The sequence below is a fragment of the Lysobacter sp. H23M47 genome, assembly GCF_015209765.1.
Taxonomy (GTDB): domain Bacteria; phylum Pseudomonadota; class Gammaproteobacteria; order Xanthomonadales; family Xanthomonadaceae; genus Novilysobacter; species Novilysobacter avium.
Map to the genome: position 1 here is coordinate 1,460,992 of NZ_CP063658.1, position 15,946 is coordinate 1,476,937.

The following is a 15,946-nucleotide window of genomic DNA, read 5'->3' on the forward strand; positions in this document are numbered from 1 at the left end:
GCCGCTCAGCCCAGCAGCGCCCTCGCCCGCTTGACCACGTTGTCGACCGTGAATCCGTAGGCGTCAGCCAGTGCCTGCATCGGCGCGGACGCGCCAAAGCGATCGACCGACAGCACGTCGCCGCCGTCGCCGACCCAGCGATGCCAGCCCTGCGCGCTTCCGGCCTCGACCGCCAGCCGCGCAGTGGCCGCAGGCGGCAGCACCGAGTCGCGGTAGTCGCGCGGCTGCGCCTCGAACAGGTCCCAGCTCGGCATCGACACGCACCTCACGCTGACGCCGTCGCGCCGGAGCCGTCCCGCGGCCTCCACGATCAGGCTGACCTCCGATCCGCTGGCGATCAGGATGATCTGCGGCGAGTCGTCGGCGTCGGCATCGAGCACGTAGGCGCCCTGCCTCAGGCCCTCGGCGGCGGCGTAGACCTCCCGGTCCAGCGTGGGCAGATCCTGGCGGGTCAGGATGAGCATCACCGGCCGGTCGCGCGTCTCCACCGCAACGCGCCAGGCCACGGCGGTCTCGTTCGCATCGGCCGGGCGAATCACGCTGAGCCGCGGGATTGCCCGGAGGCTGGCGAGCTGCTCGACGGGCTGATGGGTCGGACCGTCTTCGCCGAGCAGGATGCTGTCGTGGGTGAACACATGGATCAGATGCAGCCCCATCAGCGCCGCGAGGCGGATCGGCGGGCGCATGTAGTCGGAGAAGACGAGAAAGGTTGCCCCGTACGGGATGAAGCCGCCGTGGGCCGCCATGCCGTTGACGATCGCGGCCATCGCGTGTTCGCGAACGCCGAAATGCAGGTTGCGGCCGGCCAGGCTCCAGCCACCTCCGTCGGAGCCCTGCGGGTCTTCGCCCGCTTCCAGCGGTGGATTGAAGTCGCCCATTCCCTTGAGGGCGGTCTTGGTGGAGGGATCCAGGTCGGCGGAACCGCCCGACAGTTCCGGCAACTTGGGCGCGAGCGCGTTCATTAGCTTGCCGCTGGCAACGCGGGTCGCCATCCCCTTTGCATTGGCCGGAAATACGGGGATGTCGGCATCCCAACCGCCCGGGAGCACGCCCTCCAGGCGCCGGCGGAGTTCCGCCGCCAGCTCGGGATGGGCGTCGGCATAGGCCTGCATTAGGCGGTTCCAGGCGTCTTCCTGGTCGGCGCCCTTCCCCACTGCGGTCTGCATGGTGGAGAGCGCCTCGTCGGGAACCCGGAACGCCGGCTCCACCGGCCAGCCCAGGTTCTGCTTGGTCAGCCGCACCTCCTCCTCGCCGAGCGGCGAGCCGTGGGCCTCGAAGCTGTCCTGCTTGGGCGAGCCGTAACCGATATGGGTGCGGACCAGGATCAGTGACGGCCGCGCGGATTCAGCGGCGGCCGCGCGGATTGCCGCGTCGATGGCCGACAGGTCATTGCCATCCTCGACCCACTGCGTGTGCCAGCCGTAGGCGCTGAAGCGCGCTTCGCAGTCCTCGGTGAAGGCGATGTCGGTGGCCGCGGACAGGGTCACGAAGTTGGCGTCGTACAGGCAGGTCAACTTGCCCAGCTGCAGGTGGCCGGCGAGCGAGGCGGCCTCGGAGGCGACGCCTTCCATCAGGTCGCCATCGCTGGCCAGGACCCAGGTTCGATGGTCGACGACCTTGTGCCCGGGCCGGTTGTAGCGGGCCGCGAGCTGCGCCTCGGCCATCGCCATCCCGACCGCGTTGGCGAATCCCTGCCCGAGTGGCCCGGTGGTCACCTCGACGCCCGGCGTGTGCCCGCGCTCGGGATGGCCTGGAGCCTTGCTGCCCCACTGGCGGAACTGCTTGATGTCCTCCAGCGAGACGTCGAAGCCGCTCAGGTACAGCAAGCTGTAAAGCAAGGCCGAACCATGCCCCGCCGAGAGGACAAAGCGGTCCCGGTCGGCCCAGTCGGGGTTGCGAGGGTTGACCTTCAGCCAGCGCGACCACAGCACATAGGCCGTCGGCGCCGCGCCGAGCGGGAGTCCCGGATGTCCGCTGTCCGCCTTCTGCACCATGTCCACGGACAGGAAACGAAGGGTGTCGATACAGAGCTGGTCGATTCGCGCGGACATGCTGCTACCTCACTGTTCGGTGGACGGGTCCTCCAGGGCGGCGTCAACGGTCTCCTGTGCATCCTTGAGCAATTGCTTCAGATGGTCGGCGTCGCGGAAACTCTCGGCGTAGATCTTGTAGATGTCCTCGGTCCCGGAGGGACGGGCGGCAAACCAGCCACTGGCAGCGACGATCTTGATGCCGCCAATGGAGGCATCGTTGCCCGGCGCCTTGTCCAGCACCTGCTGGATGGGCTCGCCGGCAAGCTCGGTCCGTGTGATGGCCTCCGGGGTCAGCGCAGCGAGTGCGCGCTTTTGTGGCTTGGTCGCGGGTGCTTCCACCCGATCGGTGAACGGCTCGCCATAACGGTCACACAGCTGGCGGTAGACCACGTCGGGATCGTCGCCGCCGCGGGCGGTGATTTCCGCGGCCACCAGCGCCGGGGCGATGCCGTCCTTGTCAGTTGTCCAGACCGATCCGTCGCGCCGCAGGAAGGAGGCCCCGGCGCTTTCCTCCCCGCCGAATCCGAGCGCGCCGGAAAACAGCCCGTCGACGAACCACTTGAACCCCACGGGCACCTCGTACAACTGCCGGCCCAGCCCGGCGGCAATGCGATCGATCATGGCGCTGCTGACCACCGTCTTGCCGATGCCGGCACCCGCGCCCCACTGCGGCCTGTTGCGGAACAGGTAGTCGATGGCGACGCAGAGGTAATGATTGGACGGCATCAGCCCGGCGCTGGCGGTCACGATGCCGTGGCGGTCGTGGTCGGTATCGCAGGCGAATGCGACGTCGTACCGGTCCTTCATGCCGATCAGCCGGCTCATCGCGTACGGCGAGGACGGGTCCATGCGGATGCGCCCGTCCCAGTCCAGGCTCATGAAGCCGAACTGCGGATCCACCTGCTCGCTGACCACGTCCAACGCGATCCGGTAGTGCTCGGCGATGCGTGCCCAGTAGTGGACGCCAGCTCCGCCCAGCGGGTCAACGCCCAGCCGCAGGTCAGCGCTGCGGATCAGGTCGAAGTCGATCACGTTGCCCAGATCGGCGACATAGGCCGACAGGAAGTCGTGTTCGACGGTGGTGTCGGCGGCGCGGGCGCGCCCGCCGGTCCAGCGCCGCACTTCGGCCAGGCCGTTGGCGAGGCTCGCGTTGGCATGCTTCTGGATCCAGCCGGTGACGTCCGTATCCGCCGGGCCGCCGTTGGGCGGGTTGTACTTGAAGCCACCGTCCGCCGGCGGATTGTGCGACGGCGTGATCACGATGCCGTCGGCACGACCGCGCTCGCGGTTAGCGTTGTGGACGAGGATCGCGTGGGAAATCGCCGGCGTCGGCACGGGCTCGCTACCCGCCGAGACGCGCACCTCGACGCCGTTGGCGGCCAGCACTTCCAGCGCGGTCTCCAGCGCCGGCGCGGAGAGCGCGTGCGTGTCGGCGCCGATGAAGATCGGGCCGTCGATGCCCTGCCCCTCCCGGTACGCACAGATGGCCTGGGTAATGGCGAGGATGTGGTCCTCGTTGAAACTGCCTTCCAGCGAGGAGCCGCGGTGGCCGGAAGTCCCGAACGACACCCGCTCGGCCGGGTTCGACGCGTCCGGGCGGGTCTGGAAGTACGCGTTGACCAGATGACCGACGTCGATGAGGTCCCGTGCTTCGGCGGGGGTGCCGGCGCGTGTGTCGATCCGCGTGCCCATCAGCTGCGACCCCGCGCCGCGCGGTAGCGCTGGATCAGGGTATTGGTCGAGCTGTCGTGCGTCAGCGCGGGCGCGTCCGTGGCCTTGAGTTCCTCCGCAAGAGGCGTGGCCAGCTGTTTACCGAGCTCGACACCCCACTGGTCGAAGGAATCGATGTTCCACAGGGTTCCCTGCACGAACACGCTGTGCTCGTAGAGCGCCACGAGACTGCCCAGCGCATGCGGGGTCAGCCGGTCGGCAAGAATGGTGTTGCTGGGACGGTTGCCGTCAAATACGCGATGCGCTTGCAGCGCTTCGGCGGTGCCCTCGGCCTCGACCTGGGCGGGCGTCTTGCCGAATGCCAGCGACTCGCCCTGGGCCAGCAGGTTGGCGATCAGGAGATCGTGCTGGTCGCCGGCAACCGTATCCGCACCGGCCTCAGCTTGCAGCGGCAGCGGGTTCAGCGGATGGCAGAAGCCGATGAAGTCGCACGGCACCAGACGGGTGCCCTGATGGATCAACTGATAGAACGAGTGCTGCCCGTTGGTGCCAGGCTCGCCCCAATAGACCGGCGCGGTCTGGTAGTCGACCCGGCTGCCATCGGCGGTCACGTGCTTGCCGTTGCTCTCCATGGTGAGCTGCTGCAGGTAGGCCGGGAACCGGCTCAGGTATTGCGAGTACGGCAGCACCGCGACGGTATTGGCGCCGAGGAAATTGTTGTTCCAGATTCCCAGCAGGCCCATCAGCACCGGCAGGTTGCGCTCCATCGGGGCGCTCCGGAAATGCTCGTCCATGGCGTGGAAGCCCGCCAGCATCTCGTGGAAGCGTTCCGGGCCGATCGCCAGCATTGTCGAAAGTCCGATCGCGGAATCCATCGAATAGCGGCCGCCCACCCAGTCCCAGAACCCGAACATGTTGGCGGTGTCGATGCCGAACGCCTCCACCCCTTCGGCGTTGGTGGACACCGCGACGAAGTGCTTCGCGACCGCCGCCTCATCGCCCAGGGACTGCATGCACCAGGCTCGGGCGGCATGCGCGTTGGTCAACGTCTCCAGCGTGGTGAATGTCTTGGAGCAGACGATGAAGAGTGTCTCGGCCGGATCCAGGCCGCGGGTGGCTTCGGTGAAATCCGTGCCGTCCACGTTCGACACGAAATGGAACGAGAGCTCGCGCTGGCTGTAGAAACGCAGCGCCTCATAGGCCATGACCGGCCCCAGATCCGAGCCGCCGATCCCGATGTTGATGATGTTGCGGATCGGCTTGCCGGTGTGGCCCGTCCACTGGCCGCTGCGCACGCGATTGCAGAACGCCGCCATCCGGTCCAGCACGGCGTGTACATCGGCCACCACGTCCTCGCCGTCCACCACGAGCTTGCTGCCAGCGGGCATGCGCAGGGCGACGTGCAACGCCGGACGGTTTTCGGTGACGTTGATCATCGCACCGGCAAACATCGCCTCCCGTCGCTCCTCCAGGCCGCAGGCACGCGCCAAGTCGACCAGGAGGTCGAGGGTCTCCCGGTTGACCCGGTTCTTGGAGTAATCCAGGTACAGACCGGCACCCTCCGCAGCCATCCGCGTGCCCCGCTCCGGGTCATCGGCGAACAGCTCCCGAAGATGGCGCGGCGCCATCCACGCCAGTTGCTCTTCCAGCGCCTTCCATTGCGGTTTCCCGGTGAGCGACCCGTCCTTCATCAGGCGCGTTCCTCTCCGGTAAGCATGCGGCTGCGTGACTCTATGGTCTCCAGCAGCTCTTTCCACGACTTCACGAACGCCTCTGCCCCCTCGACCTGCAAGCGGTCCGCCAACGCGGGAATATCCACCCCCGCTGCGGAGAAGCGCTCGAGCACCGCCTTCGAATCACCGCCGTCCAGCGCCATGGCACCCCCCAGTCGGCCGTGGTCGGCAAACGCGTGCAAGGTCTTCTCAGGGATCGTGTTGATGGTGTCCGGCGCGGCGAGCGCCTCGATGTACAGTGTGTCGGACGCGTTCGGATCCTTGGTGCCGGTGCTTGCCCAGAGCATCCGCTGCGGTTTCGCTCCGCGCGCTGCAAGCTTCTGCCAGCGCGGCGAATCAAGAAGCTCGCGGTAGGCCTTGTAGGTCTGCTGGGCGACCGCGATGCCCAGCGTGTTGTGCATCTCCTCGGGCACCTTGTCGGCGACGGCGCGGTCCCAGCGGCTGACAAACAGCGAGGCCACCGACGCCACACGGGCGTCCAGTCCGGCTTCCAGCCGCCGCTCCAGCCCGCGCATGTACGCCTCGGCCACCGCCAGGTATTGCGCCGTCGAGAACAGCAGCGTCACGTTGACCGGCACGCCGGCGAAGATCGACTCCTCGATCGCCGGCACCCCTTCAGGCGTGCCCGGAATCTTGACGAAGAGATTCGAGCGGTCGCCCTGGTCGTGGATCGCCTGGGCGGCGGCAATGCTGCCGGCGGTATCGGAGGCCAGCAGTGGGGAGACTTCCATCGAGACCCAGCCATCCACGCCGTCTGTGGCGTCATGGACCGGCTTGAACAGGTCCGCCGCCCGGCGCAGATCCTCCAGCGCGAGCTCCATGAACAACGCTTCGCCCGACTGTCCCTCCCCCGTCTTCTTGCGCATTCCTTCGTCGTAGGCATCGCTGCCGCCGATCGCCTCGTTGAAGATGCTTGGGTTGGACGTAAGGCCGCTCACGGAGAAATCGGCGATATACCGCGCCAGCGTGCCGTCATCCAGGATGGTTCGGGAAATGTTGTCCAGCCACAGGCTCTGGCCCATGTCGTGAAGTTTTCGAGTCGTGCTCATGCGTCCTCCGGTATGCGGCATCGGCCAACATGGTAGCCCCGGGGATGCGAGTGAGCAGTGCCATTGACCGGTCGGTGCGGCGCAACGGGTGTCCGCGTCTGGTCAGCAGGGATCGCTCTGCTCGGGCTGCGGGTCCTGCCAATGGCGGCCGCCGGTGACAAGGTCGTCGGCGGATTCCGGACCCCAGCTTCCCGGTTCATAGATGGTGAGCGGGGTGTTGTGATTGCCATGCGAATCGGGCAGCACCGGTTCAACGATGCGCCAGGCTTCTTCCACCGAATCGTCGCGGGTAAACAAGCTGGTGTCGCCTTCGATTGCGTCGCCGAGCAGCTGCTCGTAGGGCGACTTGCCTTCATCGCGCGAGCTTCGCGCGACCAGCTCGACCTGCCGGCCCTCCATCCCCTCGCCGGCCTTCTTGACGCGAGCGCCGGTGGAGATCACGACTTCGGGGCTCAGCCGGAAGCGGAAATAATTGGACTCGGCGAGCGAGATCGAGTCGAAGATTTCCAGCGGCGGCGGCTTCAGGTCGACCATCACCTGGGTGCTGGTGATTGGCAGCTTCTTGCCGGCGCGGATGTAGAACGGCACTCCCGCCCAACGCCAGGTGTCGATGTACAGCCGCAGCGCGACGAAGGTCTCAACCTGCGAGTCCGCGGCAACCCCGGTCTCGTCGCGATAGCCACGGAACTGCCCGCGGACCACATCCTCCGGGCGCAGCGATCTGGTGGCGCGGAACAGGCGCAGCTTCTCGGCGCGCAGCGACTCCGGATCGCGGCCCGCCGGGGCATCCATGGCCAGCAGGGACATGACTTGGAGCAGATGGTTCTGGACCACGTCGCGGATCGTGCCGACCTCCTCGTAGAACGCGCCACGCCCCTGCACGCCGAAGTCCTCGGCCATGGTGATCTGCACGCTGTCGACGTAGGTGCGGTTCCAGACCGGCTCCAGGAAGGTATTGGCGAAACGGAAATACAGCAGGTTGCGCACGGCCTCCTTGCCCAGGTAGTGGTCGATGCGGAACACCGACGATTCGGGGAACACCTCGTGCAGTTCACGGTTGAGCTCGCGCGCCGACGCCAGGTCACGGCCAAAGGGCTTCTCGACGATCACCCGGGCGTCGGCGTTGCATCCCGACGCGGCCAGCCCCTGCACCACCGTGCCGAACATGCTGGGCGGGATGGCCAGGTAGTGGATGGGCCGGGTCGCCGGGCCGAGCGCCTGTTTCAGGCCTCGGAACGTCTCCGGGTCGCTGTAATCGCCGTCGATGTAGCGCAACTGTTCGCACAGGCGGGCAAAGGCGTCCTCGTCCACGCCGCCATTGGCTTCAAGGCTGGCGCGCGCCCGCTCACGCAGGCGCTCCAGCGACCAGCCGCCACGCGAGACACCGATCAGGGGCATGTCCAGCTCGCCGCTGCGGATCATCGCCTGCAGCGCCGGGAAGATCTTCTTGTACGCCAGGTCCCCCGTGGCGCCGAAGAAAACGAATGCGTCTGAGACGGGTGTGGCCATGCCGCTGCTCCGGTAAGTCGACCCGTCGATTTTGCCTACCCGAACGTGATGGCAGGCGAATGACTATGCGAGCGCCCGATCAGACGTGCCCGCGACCCATGCACGGCGCGAACAGGTCCTGGCTCGGGTCGTAGACGGTCGTGTCCACCTGCATCAGCCCCAGCACCGAACTGAAAAGATTGTCGTGCGTGGCAGGTGCGTCGAGGCGCTGGCGCATGCAGCCGATGTCGATATTCCGGTCCGTCGCCAGCGCTGGTGACAGCCACATCACCATGGGCACCTTCAGCTGGGTGGCCGGTGCGATCGCGTAAGGCATCCCGTGCAGATAGAGATTGCCCTCGCCCAGCGATTCGCCGTGGTCGGAGACATAGATCACCGCACTGTCACGTGTGTCGTCCGAGTCCAGGGTTTCGATCAAACGGGCGAGGAAATGGTCGGTATAGAGGATCGCGTTGTCGTAGGCGTTGACGATCTCCGCCTGGCGGCACTTGCCCAGGTCCGCCGATTCACACACCGGGACGAACTGGCGGAACTGATCCGGGTAGCGCTGGTAATAGCTCGGCCCGTGATTGCCCAGCTGGTGCAACACGATCACCTGATCGCGATCCTGGACGTCGATCTTCGCCCGCAGGTCATGCAACAGGACCTCGTCCAGGCAGCGCTCCGTGTTGCACAGCTCCGCAATCCGGGCGTCCACGAGGGATTCAAACGGCAAGCCGGCGCATACGCCCTTGCAGCCGCCCTGGTTGTCGCGCCACAGGGTCGCGATGCCCGCGTGGTCGAGCACGTTGAGCAGCGACTCCGACTCCCTGATCGCGCGCTTGTCGTAGCCACGTCGCCCCTGCGCGGAGAACATGCACGGCAGGGAGACATCTGTGCTGGAGCCGCACGCGCTTACGTCGGTGAAGTTGAGGACATCCAGATTGGCCAGCTCGGGCGTGGTCTGGCGCGCGTAGCCGTTGAGGCCCCAGTTCTGGGCCCGCACGGTTTCGCCCACCACGATCACCAGCACCCGCGGTTTGCCGTCGCCGCGCCCCACAACGAGGGCGTCGCTGCCGACCGGTTGGCGTGCGCGGACGGCCGCCGCGGGATCCTCCGTCGCGACCCGTATCAGGGAGACGAGGTAGTTGCCCGGGGCGATCAGGTGGCGCAACTCCGTCCGGTTGCGCATCAGCGCAGAGATATCCTGGAACGACACCAATAGTGCGCCGGTGGTCACGGCCGCGACGGCCACCATGAGGAGCACACGCCGCAACAGCGCGGGCGCGGGCGCTTGCGCAGGAATCCGCGTCCACCAGACCATCGCCACGGGGATGAGTGCGGCCAGCACGGGCAGCGCCAGCCCGGGCGTCAACAATTCGCGGGCCTCGCGGCTGTCGGTATGCAGGACGTTGCGGATCATGTCCGGATCCAGATAGACGCCGTAATGGTGGGAGTAATAGCCGGCCAGCGCGGTGACCACCAGCAGCACCGACAGCACCGGTTTGGCTGTCCAGCGGTTCATGACCACGCACAGCAGCAGGAAATGCAGACCGGTCATCGCCGTTGCCAGCGACGCGGCGGTCACCCAGCAGCGTGCGCTTTCCAGCGCACCGGTCCCGGCGTACGCACGCCAGAACGCGGCGTTGCAGGCGACGGTAAAGAAGACACTCGCTGCCAGGGCCATGCCCTCCTGACTGACCGAGGGGCGCCACACCGATACGCGACGACGCGCGTCGCGGGTTTGGACGACGGCGCTCATGCCGACCTCCCCTGCCCGGTCGGGCGAAGGAGCCACGTCGATCCACCCAGTGCCACCAGCCAACAGATGATCAAGGTCCACAGGTCGTGGGACAGGAAGTGGGCTCCGCGCAACTGCTGGCTGATCCCGAACAGCGCGCCCAGCCCCAGCGCAACCGCAAGTCCCGCCCACCGCCAGCGCGGTCGCACGGCGCAAAAGAAGAAGTAGAGCGTCACCCAAGCGTAACCGGCGCTTGCGTGGCCGGCCGGAAAGCACGCCGCACGACCCATGCTCGGCGGCCGCGCATCAAACAAGCCGACAAACGGCTGCAAGCCACCGTAGCGCTGCAGGTCCCACGGACAATCCATGCCGCTGGCTGCCTTCAGCAGCGATACGGTGACCGCTCCTGCCAGCGTTGCAACCGCCAGATAGCCGAGTGGGCGACGCCACCGGGCCAGCCTGCGATCGAAAAGACTCCACACCCATGCCAGCAAGACGCCCAGCCACGCGGCGGCGGAGACGGTCTTGCCGGCCTCGTGCACCACCGTTGTGGTGATCCAACTCTCGCGCAGGGCCCACGTGTGGCCTTGGGCCGCGTACAGCAGGTCCGCAAGTAAAAAATCCCCGCCTGCATTGATCAGCATTACGCTGGCTGCGGCCGCCGCCAGGAGCGGATATACAAGGTGATGGCGCAGGAAAGCGCGCTTTGGCCTCCCCGTCGAGGGAAGGCGTTCGGATGGACAGAACTCGTCGGATCGCGTTGCGTGAATGGCGGGCACGTCGGAAGTACGGGAGGGGACCAGCGCAAAGCATGTGCGCCCCGTTGTAGCGATCTCTCAGCCATTTCTCAGGCGTTCGTTATCGGTCGCCAGCGGCCCGGACTAGACTTGCCTGGATCCGTGCCCCAGCAGAGCCAATGTCCGACTCCCTGAAAATCCTGATCGTGGAAGACCAGCGCGATATCGCCGCCAACATCTGGGACTTCCTGGAGCGCCGCGGCCACGAGGTCGACCACGCCGCCGACGGCGAGACCGGGCTGATACAGGCCCTGCGCATCGCATTCGACGTGATCGTGCTGGACCTTGGCCTGCCCCGCCTGGACGGACTGGACCTGTGCCGGCAGCTGCGCGAGGCCGGGCATGGAACACCGGTGTTGATGTTGACGGCCCGCGACACGCTCGACGACAAGATCCGCGGGTTCCATGAGGGCGCGGACGACTACATGGTCAAGCCGTTTGAACTCAAGGAACTGGAAGCGCGCATACGGGCATTGCACCGTCGCGGTGCGCCCTCGCCACTGGTGCCGCTCGTAACCGGCCCGCTGGAACTGGACGTCCAGGCGATGGTCGCCAGTCGCGGCGGTTCCCGGATCGCGCTTACACGCAGCCAGAGCAGCATCCTGGAGCTGCTGATGAAACGATCACCCGGAGTGGTCACCCATGACCTGCTGATCCGGGCCGTTGCGGGCAACCGCGGCGGCGATGCAGCCTCCCTGCACACGCATATGTATGACCTTAGGAACCTGGTGGACAAGCCGTTCGACACGCCACTGATCCGCACCGTGCACGCCATCGGTTACCGCCTGGTGCCACCCGAATGAGGTTCCCGTTGCCGCTGCGCACGCGCGTGACCTTGCTGTACACGGCCATGGGCGCCGTCCTGAGCGTGGTGTTTGCGCTGGGCGTGGTGTTCATCGCCGAGGAGTACGAGCGCGTCCTGGTGGACTCCATCCTCACCGGCCAGGCGCATGATTACGCCGAACGGCTGCAGCGCGAGCCCGGTATCGACCTTCCACGCAGCGACCGGGTCAGCGGCTATCAGCTCCTGCCGGGCAACCGCGGCGAAGTCCCGGGCGTATTCCTGGCCCAGGCGCCGGGGATCCGTGAGGTACGCGACCCGGATGGCGACGAGGTGTTCCTGGGCGTGTTCGATACGGGAGCCGGCCGCCTGTTCTTCGTGATGGACCTGCACGATATCGAAGCGCTGGAGCGCTACCTCGCCTTCGTCCTCGCCGTGGTGGTGCTAGCGGGAACCGCTTTCAGCGCGTGGCTGGGATGGCTCCTGTCGGGTCGGGTCGTGCGCCCGGTCCAGCAACTGGCCGAGTCCGTCGCCGCGTTGCCGACCCAGCCCGCGCGCACCGCGCTCGCAGCCGAACTGCCGCCCGACGAACTGGGACAGCTGGCCACGGCGATTGATGACTACCAGGCCCGCCTGGCGGCTGCCGCCGAAGCCGAGCAGGCTTTCCTGGGCGATGCCAGCCACGAACTGCGCACACCGATTTCGGTCGTGCGCGGCGCGACCGAGTTGCTGCTGGAGGACAGCGCCGACATGCCGGCGCTGCAGCCGCGTCTGCAGCGCCTGGACCGCGGCATCCGTGAACTGTCGGAACTCATCGATGCGCTGATGCGCCTGGCCCGTCACCGTGTCGATTCGGCTGAGCCGGTGGCGCTGCGCTCTTGGCTGCCATCCTGCCTGGCAGGCGTTGCGTCCATCGCCGACGGATCGGTGAGCGTCGCGCTGGAGGGCCCCGAGATCCCCATGCAACTGCCGGCGAGCGACGCGACCCTGATCGTCCACGGCGTATTGCGCCGACTGCTCCCTCCAGGCGCGCCGGGAGTGCTGCGTGTGTCGATTTGCGACAGCAGTATCTCGTTCGTCTTCGACGCCGATGACACCCGGCGACCCGCCACGTCGCGGCCGCACCCGTCCAGCAGCGACCGTCGCCTTGGCCTGACCCTGATCGGCCGGCTCGCCCACCGCATCGGCTGGGAGATCGACGACGCCAACGCCGCCACAGGCGTCGTCGATATACGACTCGCTCAGGGATAGGACATCGCCCTGCCGTATCCTGTGGCGTCCACGCACCACCGCTTGATGCGCCCCGCAACAGTAGGGAATCCTGATGTCCAGCAAGTTCAATGGCAGCCGCAACGACAATGACGACACCCCGGATACGGGCATCGAGCCCCACGCCGACCTGCGCGATGCGGCCGGCAAGCTGCTGGGTGGAATCGTCCGCCGCGATGGCGAATGGGTGCTCGGCATGGACGGCAAGATGGTCGGCAGCTCCGACAGCGCCGCGACCATGCTGGCGCTCATCCGCCGTGCCGCCTCGATGCACGAGCGCACCGGCGCCACCGCAACGCTCAAGTTCTCCGATGCGCTGCGCGATGCCGCCAACGCGGAGGCGCGTCAGCTCGGACTTGACTTCCCGCAGTTCGAAGCCCAGCTCGACGAGAAGATGAAGACCAACCCGACCTCATCCACGAGCAGCGCGGCCGACCGCAGCGGGCTGCACTGAGCGCCCCGAATCACATCCCGGCAACCGGAAACTGCACTGAGGCCTGGAATCCGTCTGCCCGGTCAGTGGCGGGCGAGGCCAATTTGAGCTCGGCGCGTGCCGCCGTCGCAACGGTCGAGACGATCGCCAATCCCAGCCCATAGCCGGGCGCTCGACCGCTGCCGCGGACGAAACGCTCGGTCAGCTGTGCCAGCTCGGCGGGGTCCAGGACGTCGCCGGCATTGACGACCGTAAGCCGCGCGTCTGTGGTCAGTTCGACATTGATGGGACGTCCCGGCGCGCCGTATTTCAACGCGTTCTCGATCAAATTTCGCGCCAGGATCGCGAATGCGTCTGCATCGATCGGTGAGAGGACCGGCCCATCCGGCGGCAGCGTCAGCTGGATGGGAACCGTGGCCACGCGTTGCAGGTCTCCCACAACGTGGTTCAGCAGCATCGCCAGGTCCTGGGGAACCTCCGCAAGCACGCTCCCGCCCTCCGCCTTTGCCAGTTGCATCAACTTCTCTGCGAGGCGCGCCAGCTCCCTCAGCGATGCCTCGATCTGCGCTGCGCGCTCCTTGACCGGTCCGTCGGCCGCCTCATGGCGGAGACGCTGCACCTGGGCAAGCGCGGCCGCCAGCGGGGTGCGCAGCTCGTGCGCACTGTTGGCGGTGAACCTGCGCTCGGTCTCAAGCGCACGCCGCAGGCGATCAATCAGGTTGTTGACCGCATCCGCGCTCGGACGGATTTCCAGCGGCAAGGGCGCGGTCTGGATCGGCGAGAGGTCACCTACGCCTCGGGCTTCGACCGCGCGTCGATAGGAGCGCACGCTGCGCAGGCTGAAACGCACGAACAGCCAGACGCCCAGCAGGCTGGCGGGCACCAGCAACAGCAGTGGCAGCAGCAGGCCAAAGGTGGCATCCCGCGCGGCCTTGCGGCGATATGACAGGGGTTCGGCGACCTGCAGGAACAGCGTGTCGCGCAGTGCACTGGCGCCGTACAGGCGGTGGGTCGGCGTCGTGCTGAAGCCCTGCATCGTCGGTGGGCCAAAGACCGTCAGGTCGGCGTCGCGCGATTGCAGCAGGATGGTGCCCTCGCGGTCGCGCACCAGATACGCGACCTGGCCGGGAAGCGCATTCAGTGGCGCCACCCTCTGCTGGGTAAGTGGCTCTTCGCGATTGAGGATGTCCATTACCGCGAGCGGCAGGAGCCGCTGCGCAGCGCCCTGCATCGCATCGTCGAACGCATCGTCGAGCCGGTTCTGCACGATCAGCCCGGACAGGGCGGTCGCGACCAGCCACAACACGACGATCCCCAGCGTGAGCCCGTATACGAGCTGCTTCTGCAGACTGCCCGCCGCCTTCATGGCTGCTCGAGCCGGCCCAACCGGTAGCCCATGCCGCGGACGGTATCGACCACGTTGAAGCCGAGCTTTTTACGCAGGTGGCTGACATGGACCTCCACCGCATTGCTCTCTATCTCGGCCCCGAACTCGTACAGGCGTTCCTCCAACTGGGACTTCGACAACAACGCGCCCGGGCGCTGGAGGAAGGCTTCCAGCAGCGCCCATTCCCGCGCGGTCAAGGCGATGGCTTCCCCTTCGCGCTGGATGCTTCGATCCGTCAAGTCGATGGACAGCTCTCCCAGTTGCAACCGCGGGTTCGGATTGCCGCTGTAACGACGCGCCACGGCAGCCACGCGGGCGGACAGTTCCGACAGGTCGAACGGTTTGACCAGGTAGTCATCTGCCCCGGCGTTGAGGCCGGCAATGCGGTCGGACAGCTGGTCCATGGCCGTCAGGATGATGACCGGCGTGCGGTCGGCGGCCGAGCGCAGGCGGCGCAGGAAATCGATGCCGCGGCCGTCGGGCAGCATCAGGTCGAGCAGGAGAAGGTCGTACGGAGTCGAGCCGATCGCCAGTTGCGCGTGAGCCAGGGTCTGCACCCAATCCACCGCGTGTCCGTCATCGCCGATCTGCTCGCGCACGGCCTGGCCCAGGTCGGCGTTGTCCTCGATCAACAGTACCCGCATTGCAAAAAACCCCCGCCTTAAGGCTGGCATCAGGATGCTCCGCCAGAGTCCACGTTGCACCCACTCAAAGGAGATCGCGCTCATGAAACTGCTCACTCTGACCGGCGTCGTCCTCGTCGGCCTCGCCTTCAGCGGCGGCGCACTGGCCAGTGACGACTGTACCGATCCCGTAGCCGACTGGCAGCCGCGGGAAGTCCTGCGCCAGCAGCTGGAACAACAGGGCTGGGAAGTCCAGCGCATCAAGGTCGACGACGGCTGCTACGAAGTCCGCGGGACCGACAAGCTGGGAAACCGCTTCAAGGCCGAGTACTCCCCGGCATCGCTGCAGATCCGTGAGCTGAAGATCAAGTTCGACGGCAAAGGCGGCGCCCGCGACTACCTGGACCGAAAACCGGACCAGAGGGCCAAGTGAAGTCCGCCACCCACCCGATTGCAGGAGCAACAACATGAACAAGCTCGTCCTATCCCTCTGCCTGGCCGGTGCCATGGCCCTGCCCGCACTGGCTGATGCCCGGCCGGTCACCCTGACCACCCAGATGAAAGCCCACGGCGGTGACGGCGCCTACCTGGCCATCTATGTCACCGATGCCGCGGGCAAGTACCACAAGACACTCTGGGTCTCGGGCAAGAAGTCGAAGTACTACAAGAACCTGCGCGACTGGGCCCGCGGCAGCGGCATGCGGGCGAGCGAGTTTGACGGCGTGAGCGGCGCGAGCGTCGGCAGCGGGCGCACCCTCAAGGTCACCGCCGAACTTGAGGACGCGTTGATCGATGCCGGCTATGAAATACGGATCGACACCGCGGTGGAGGACGGTCGCGACAATCCCGCCGACGTGCGGGCGCCCCTGACCAAGGCCGGCAGCGGCAAAGCGACTGCGGGGCGCGGTTACGTGCAGTCATTCACTTACGACATGTAATCG

General features: G+C 66.7%; 14 protein-coding genes. 5 read left to right on the plus strand and 9 right to left on the minus strand.

All coding sequences use genetic code 11. The features are described from left to right. Nucleotides 1–5: 5 nt before the first annotated feature. The 7 genes from tkt to INQ43_RS06650 form a co-directional block, all read right to left on the minus strand. The gene (tkt, locus tag INQ43_RS06620; protein WP_194035927.1) at nt 6–2,051 is read right to left on the minus strand and encodes a transketolase; all 2,046 of its coding nucleotides are present in this window, start codon (nt 2,049–2,051) and stop codon (nt 6–8) included. Between the two features lie 9 nt (nt 2,052–2,060). Beyond that, nucleotides 2,061–3,725: a phosphoglucomutase (alpha-D-glucose-1,6-bisphosphate-dependent) gene (pgm, locus tag INQ43_RS06625; protein WP_194035928.1), complete on the minus strand. Its 1,665-nt coding sequence runs from the start codon at nt 3,723–3,725 to the stop codon at nt 2,061–2,063. Then, nucleotides 3,725–5,395, minus strand: coding sequence for a glucose-6-phosphate isomerase (gene pgi, locus INQ43_RS06630; RefSeq protein ID WP_194035929.1), 1,671 nt, complete (start codon nt 5,393–5,395; stop codon nt 3,725–3,727). The genes pgm and pgi overlap by 1 nt, the downstream gene beginning before the upstream one ends. Then, entirely contained in the window at nt 5,395–6,486 is a 1,092-nt protein-coding gene (gene tal / locus INQ43_RS06635; RefSeq protein ID WP_194035930.1) for a transaldolase, read from the minus strand. Before tal ends, pgi begins: the two co-directional genes overlap by 1 nt. Before the next feature lie 102 nt (nt 6,487–6,588). Then, nucleotides 6,589–7,995, minus strand: a complete 1,407-nt coding sequence (zwf, locus tag INQ43_RS06640) for a glucose-6-phosphate dehydrogenase (RefSeq protein WP_194035931.1) — start codon at nt 7,993–7,995, stop codon at nt 6,589–6,591. 79 nt (nt 7,996–8,074) lie between these two features. Further along, nucleotides 8,075–9,736, minus strand: a complete 1,662-nt coding sequence (locus tag INQ43_RS06645; protein ID WP_194035932.1) for a phosphoethanolamine--lipid A transferase — start codon at nt 9,734–9,736, stop codon at nt 8,075–8,077. After that, entirely contained in the window at nt 9,733–10,359 is a 627-nt protein-coding gene (locus INQ43_RS06650; protein ID WP_194035933.1) for a phosphatase PAP2 family protein, read from the minus strand. The genes INQ43_RS06645 and INQ43_RS06650 overlap by 4 nt, the downstream gene beginning before the upstream one ends. Before the next feature lie 284 nt (nt 10,360–10,643). On the opposite strand from INQ43_RS06650, the gene INQ43_RS06655 reads away from it, so the two are divergent. The 3 genes from INQ43_RS06655 (at nt 10,644) to INQ43_RS06665 (ending at nt 13,016) form a co-directional block, all read left to right on the plus strand. Beyond that, on the plus strand, nt 10,644–11,315 hold the full coding sequence (locus INQ43_RS06655) for a response regulator transcription factor (RefSeq protein WP_194037600.1): 672 nt from the start codon (nt 10,644–10,646) through the stop codon (nt 11,313–11,315). Beyond that, complete coding sequence (locus INQ43_RS06660; protein WP_194035934.1) at nt 11,312–12,544, plus strand: HAMP domain-containing sensor histidine kinase; 1,233 nt, start codon at nt 11,312–11,314, stop codon at nt 12,542–12,544. The genes INQ43_RS06655 and INQ43_RS06660 overlap by 4 nt, the downstream gene beginning before the upstream one ends. Before the next feature lie 73 nt (nt 12,545–12,617). Then, nucleotides 12,618–13,016: a hypothetical protein gene (locus tag INQ43_RS06665; protein WP_194035935.1), complete on the plus strand. Its 399-nt coding sequence runs from the start codon at nt 12,618–12,620 to the stop codon at nt 13,014–13,016. Nucleotides 13,017–13,026: 10 nt separating this feature from the next. Here the strand turns inward: INQ43_RS06665 and INQ43_RS06670 are convergent, their stop codons facing one another. Together INQ43_RS06670 and INQ43_RS06675 are read right to left on the minus strand one after the other, a co-directional pair. Further along, nucleotides 13,027–14,361: a HAMP domain-containing sensor histidine kinase gene (locus INQ43_RS06670; protein WP_194035936.1), complete on the minus strand. Its 1,335-nt coding sequence runs from the start codon at nt 14,359–14,361 to the stop codon at nt 13,027–13,029. Continuing rightward, a complete protein-coding gene (locus tag INQ43_RS06675; RefSeq protein ID WP_194035937.1) occupies nt 14,358–15,026 on the minus strand; it encodes a response regulator transcription factor in 669 nt (222 codons plus the stop codon). Before INQ43_RS06675 ends, INQ43_RS06670 begins: the two co-directional genes overlap by 4 nt. An 82-nt stretch (nt 15,027–15,108) precedes the next feature. On the opposite strand from INQ43_RS06675, the gene INQ43_RS06680 reads away from it, so the two are divergent. Both INQ43_RS06680 and INQ43_RS06685 read left to right on the plus strand, forming a co-directional pair. Then, nucleotides 15,109–15,438: a PepSY domain-containing protein gene (locus INQ43_RS06680; RefSeq protein WP_193983162.1), complete on the plus strand. Its 330-nt coding sequence runs from the start codon at nt 15,109–15,111 to the stop codon at nt 15,436–15,438. Nucleotides 15,439–15,472: 34 nt separating this feature from the next. After that, nucleotides 15,473–15,943: a DUF2271 domain-containing protein gene (locus INQ43_RS06685; RefSeq protein WP_193983164.1), complete on the plus strand. Its 471-nt coding sequence runs from the start codon at nt 15,473–15,475 to the stop codon at nt 15,941–15,943. Nucleotides 15,944–15,946: the final 3 nt, after the last annotated feature.

What these genes read in the sequence shown, in the direction of transcription:
- tkt (WP_194035927.1), bottom strand. Translation starts at nt 2,051, where the DNA reads ATGTCCGCGCGAATCGACCAGCTCTGTATCGACACCCTTCGTTTCCTG.
- pgm (WP_194035928.1), bottom strand. Translation starts at nt 3,725, where the DNA reads ATGGGCACGCGGATCGACACACGCGCCGGCACCCCCGCCGAAGCACGG.
- pgi (WP_194035929.1), bottom strand. Translation starts at nt 5,395, where the DNA reads ATGAAGGACGGGTCGCTCACCGGGAAACCGCAATGGAAGGCGCTGGAA.
- tal (WP_194035930.1), bottom strand. Translation starts at nt 6,486, where the DNA reads ATGAGCACGACTCGAAAACTTCACGACATGGGCCAGAGCCTGTGGCTG.
- zwf (WP_194035931.1), bottom strand. Translation starts at nt 7,995, where the DNA reads ATGGCCACACCCGTCTCAGACGCATTCGTTTTCTTCGGCGCCACGGGG.
- INQ43_RS06645 (WP_194035932.1), bottom strand. Translation starts at nt 9,736, where the DNA reads ATGAGCGCCGTCGTCCAAACCCGCGACGCGCGTCGTCGCGTATCGGTG.
- INQ43_RS06650 (WP_194035933.1), bottom strand. Translation starts at nt 10,359, where the DNA reads ATGCTGATCAATGCAGGCGGGGATTTTTTACTTGCGGACCTGCTGTAC.
- INQ43_RS06660 (WP_194035934.1), top strand. Translation starts at nt 11,312, where the DNA reads ATGAGGTTCCCGTTGCCGCTGCGCACGCGCGTGACCTTGCTGTACACG.
- INQ43_RS06665 (WP_194035935.1), top strand. Translation starts at nt 12,618, where the DNA reads ATGTCCAGCAAGTTCAATGGCAGCCGCAACGACAATGACGACACCCCG.
- INQ43_RS06670 (WP_194035936.1), bottom strand. Translation starts at nt 14,361, where the DNA reads ATGAAGGCGGCGGGCAGTCTGCAGAAGCAGCTCGTATACGGGCTCACG.
- INQ43_RS06675 (WP_194035937.1), bottom strand. Translation starts at nt 15,026, where the DNA reads ATGCGGGTACTGTTGATCGAGGACAACGCCGACCTGGGCCAGGCCGTG.
- INQ43_RS06680 (WP_193983162.1), top strand. Translation starts at nt 15,109, where the DNA reads ATGAAACTGCTCACTCTGACCGGCGTCGTCCTCGTCGGCCTCGCCTTC.
- INQ43_RS06685 (WP_193983164.1), top strand. Translation starts at nt 15,473, where the DNA reads ATGAACAAGCTCGTCCTATCCCTCTGCCTGGCCGGTGCCATGGCCCTG.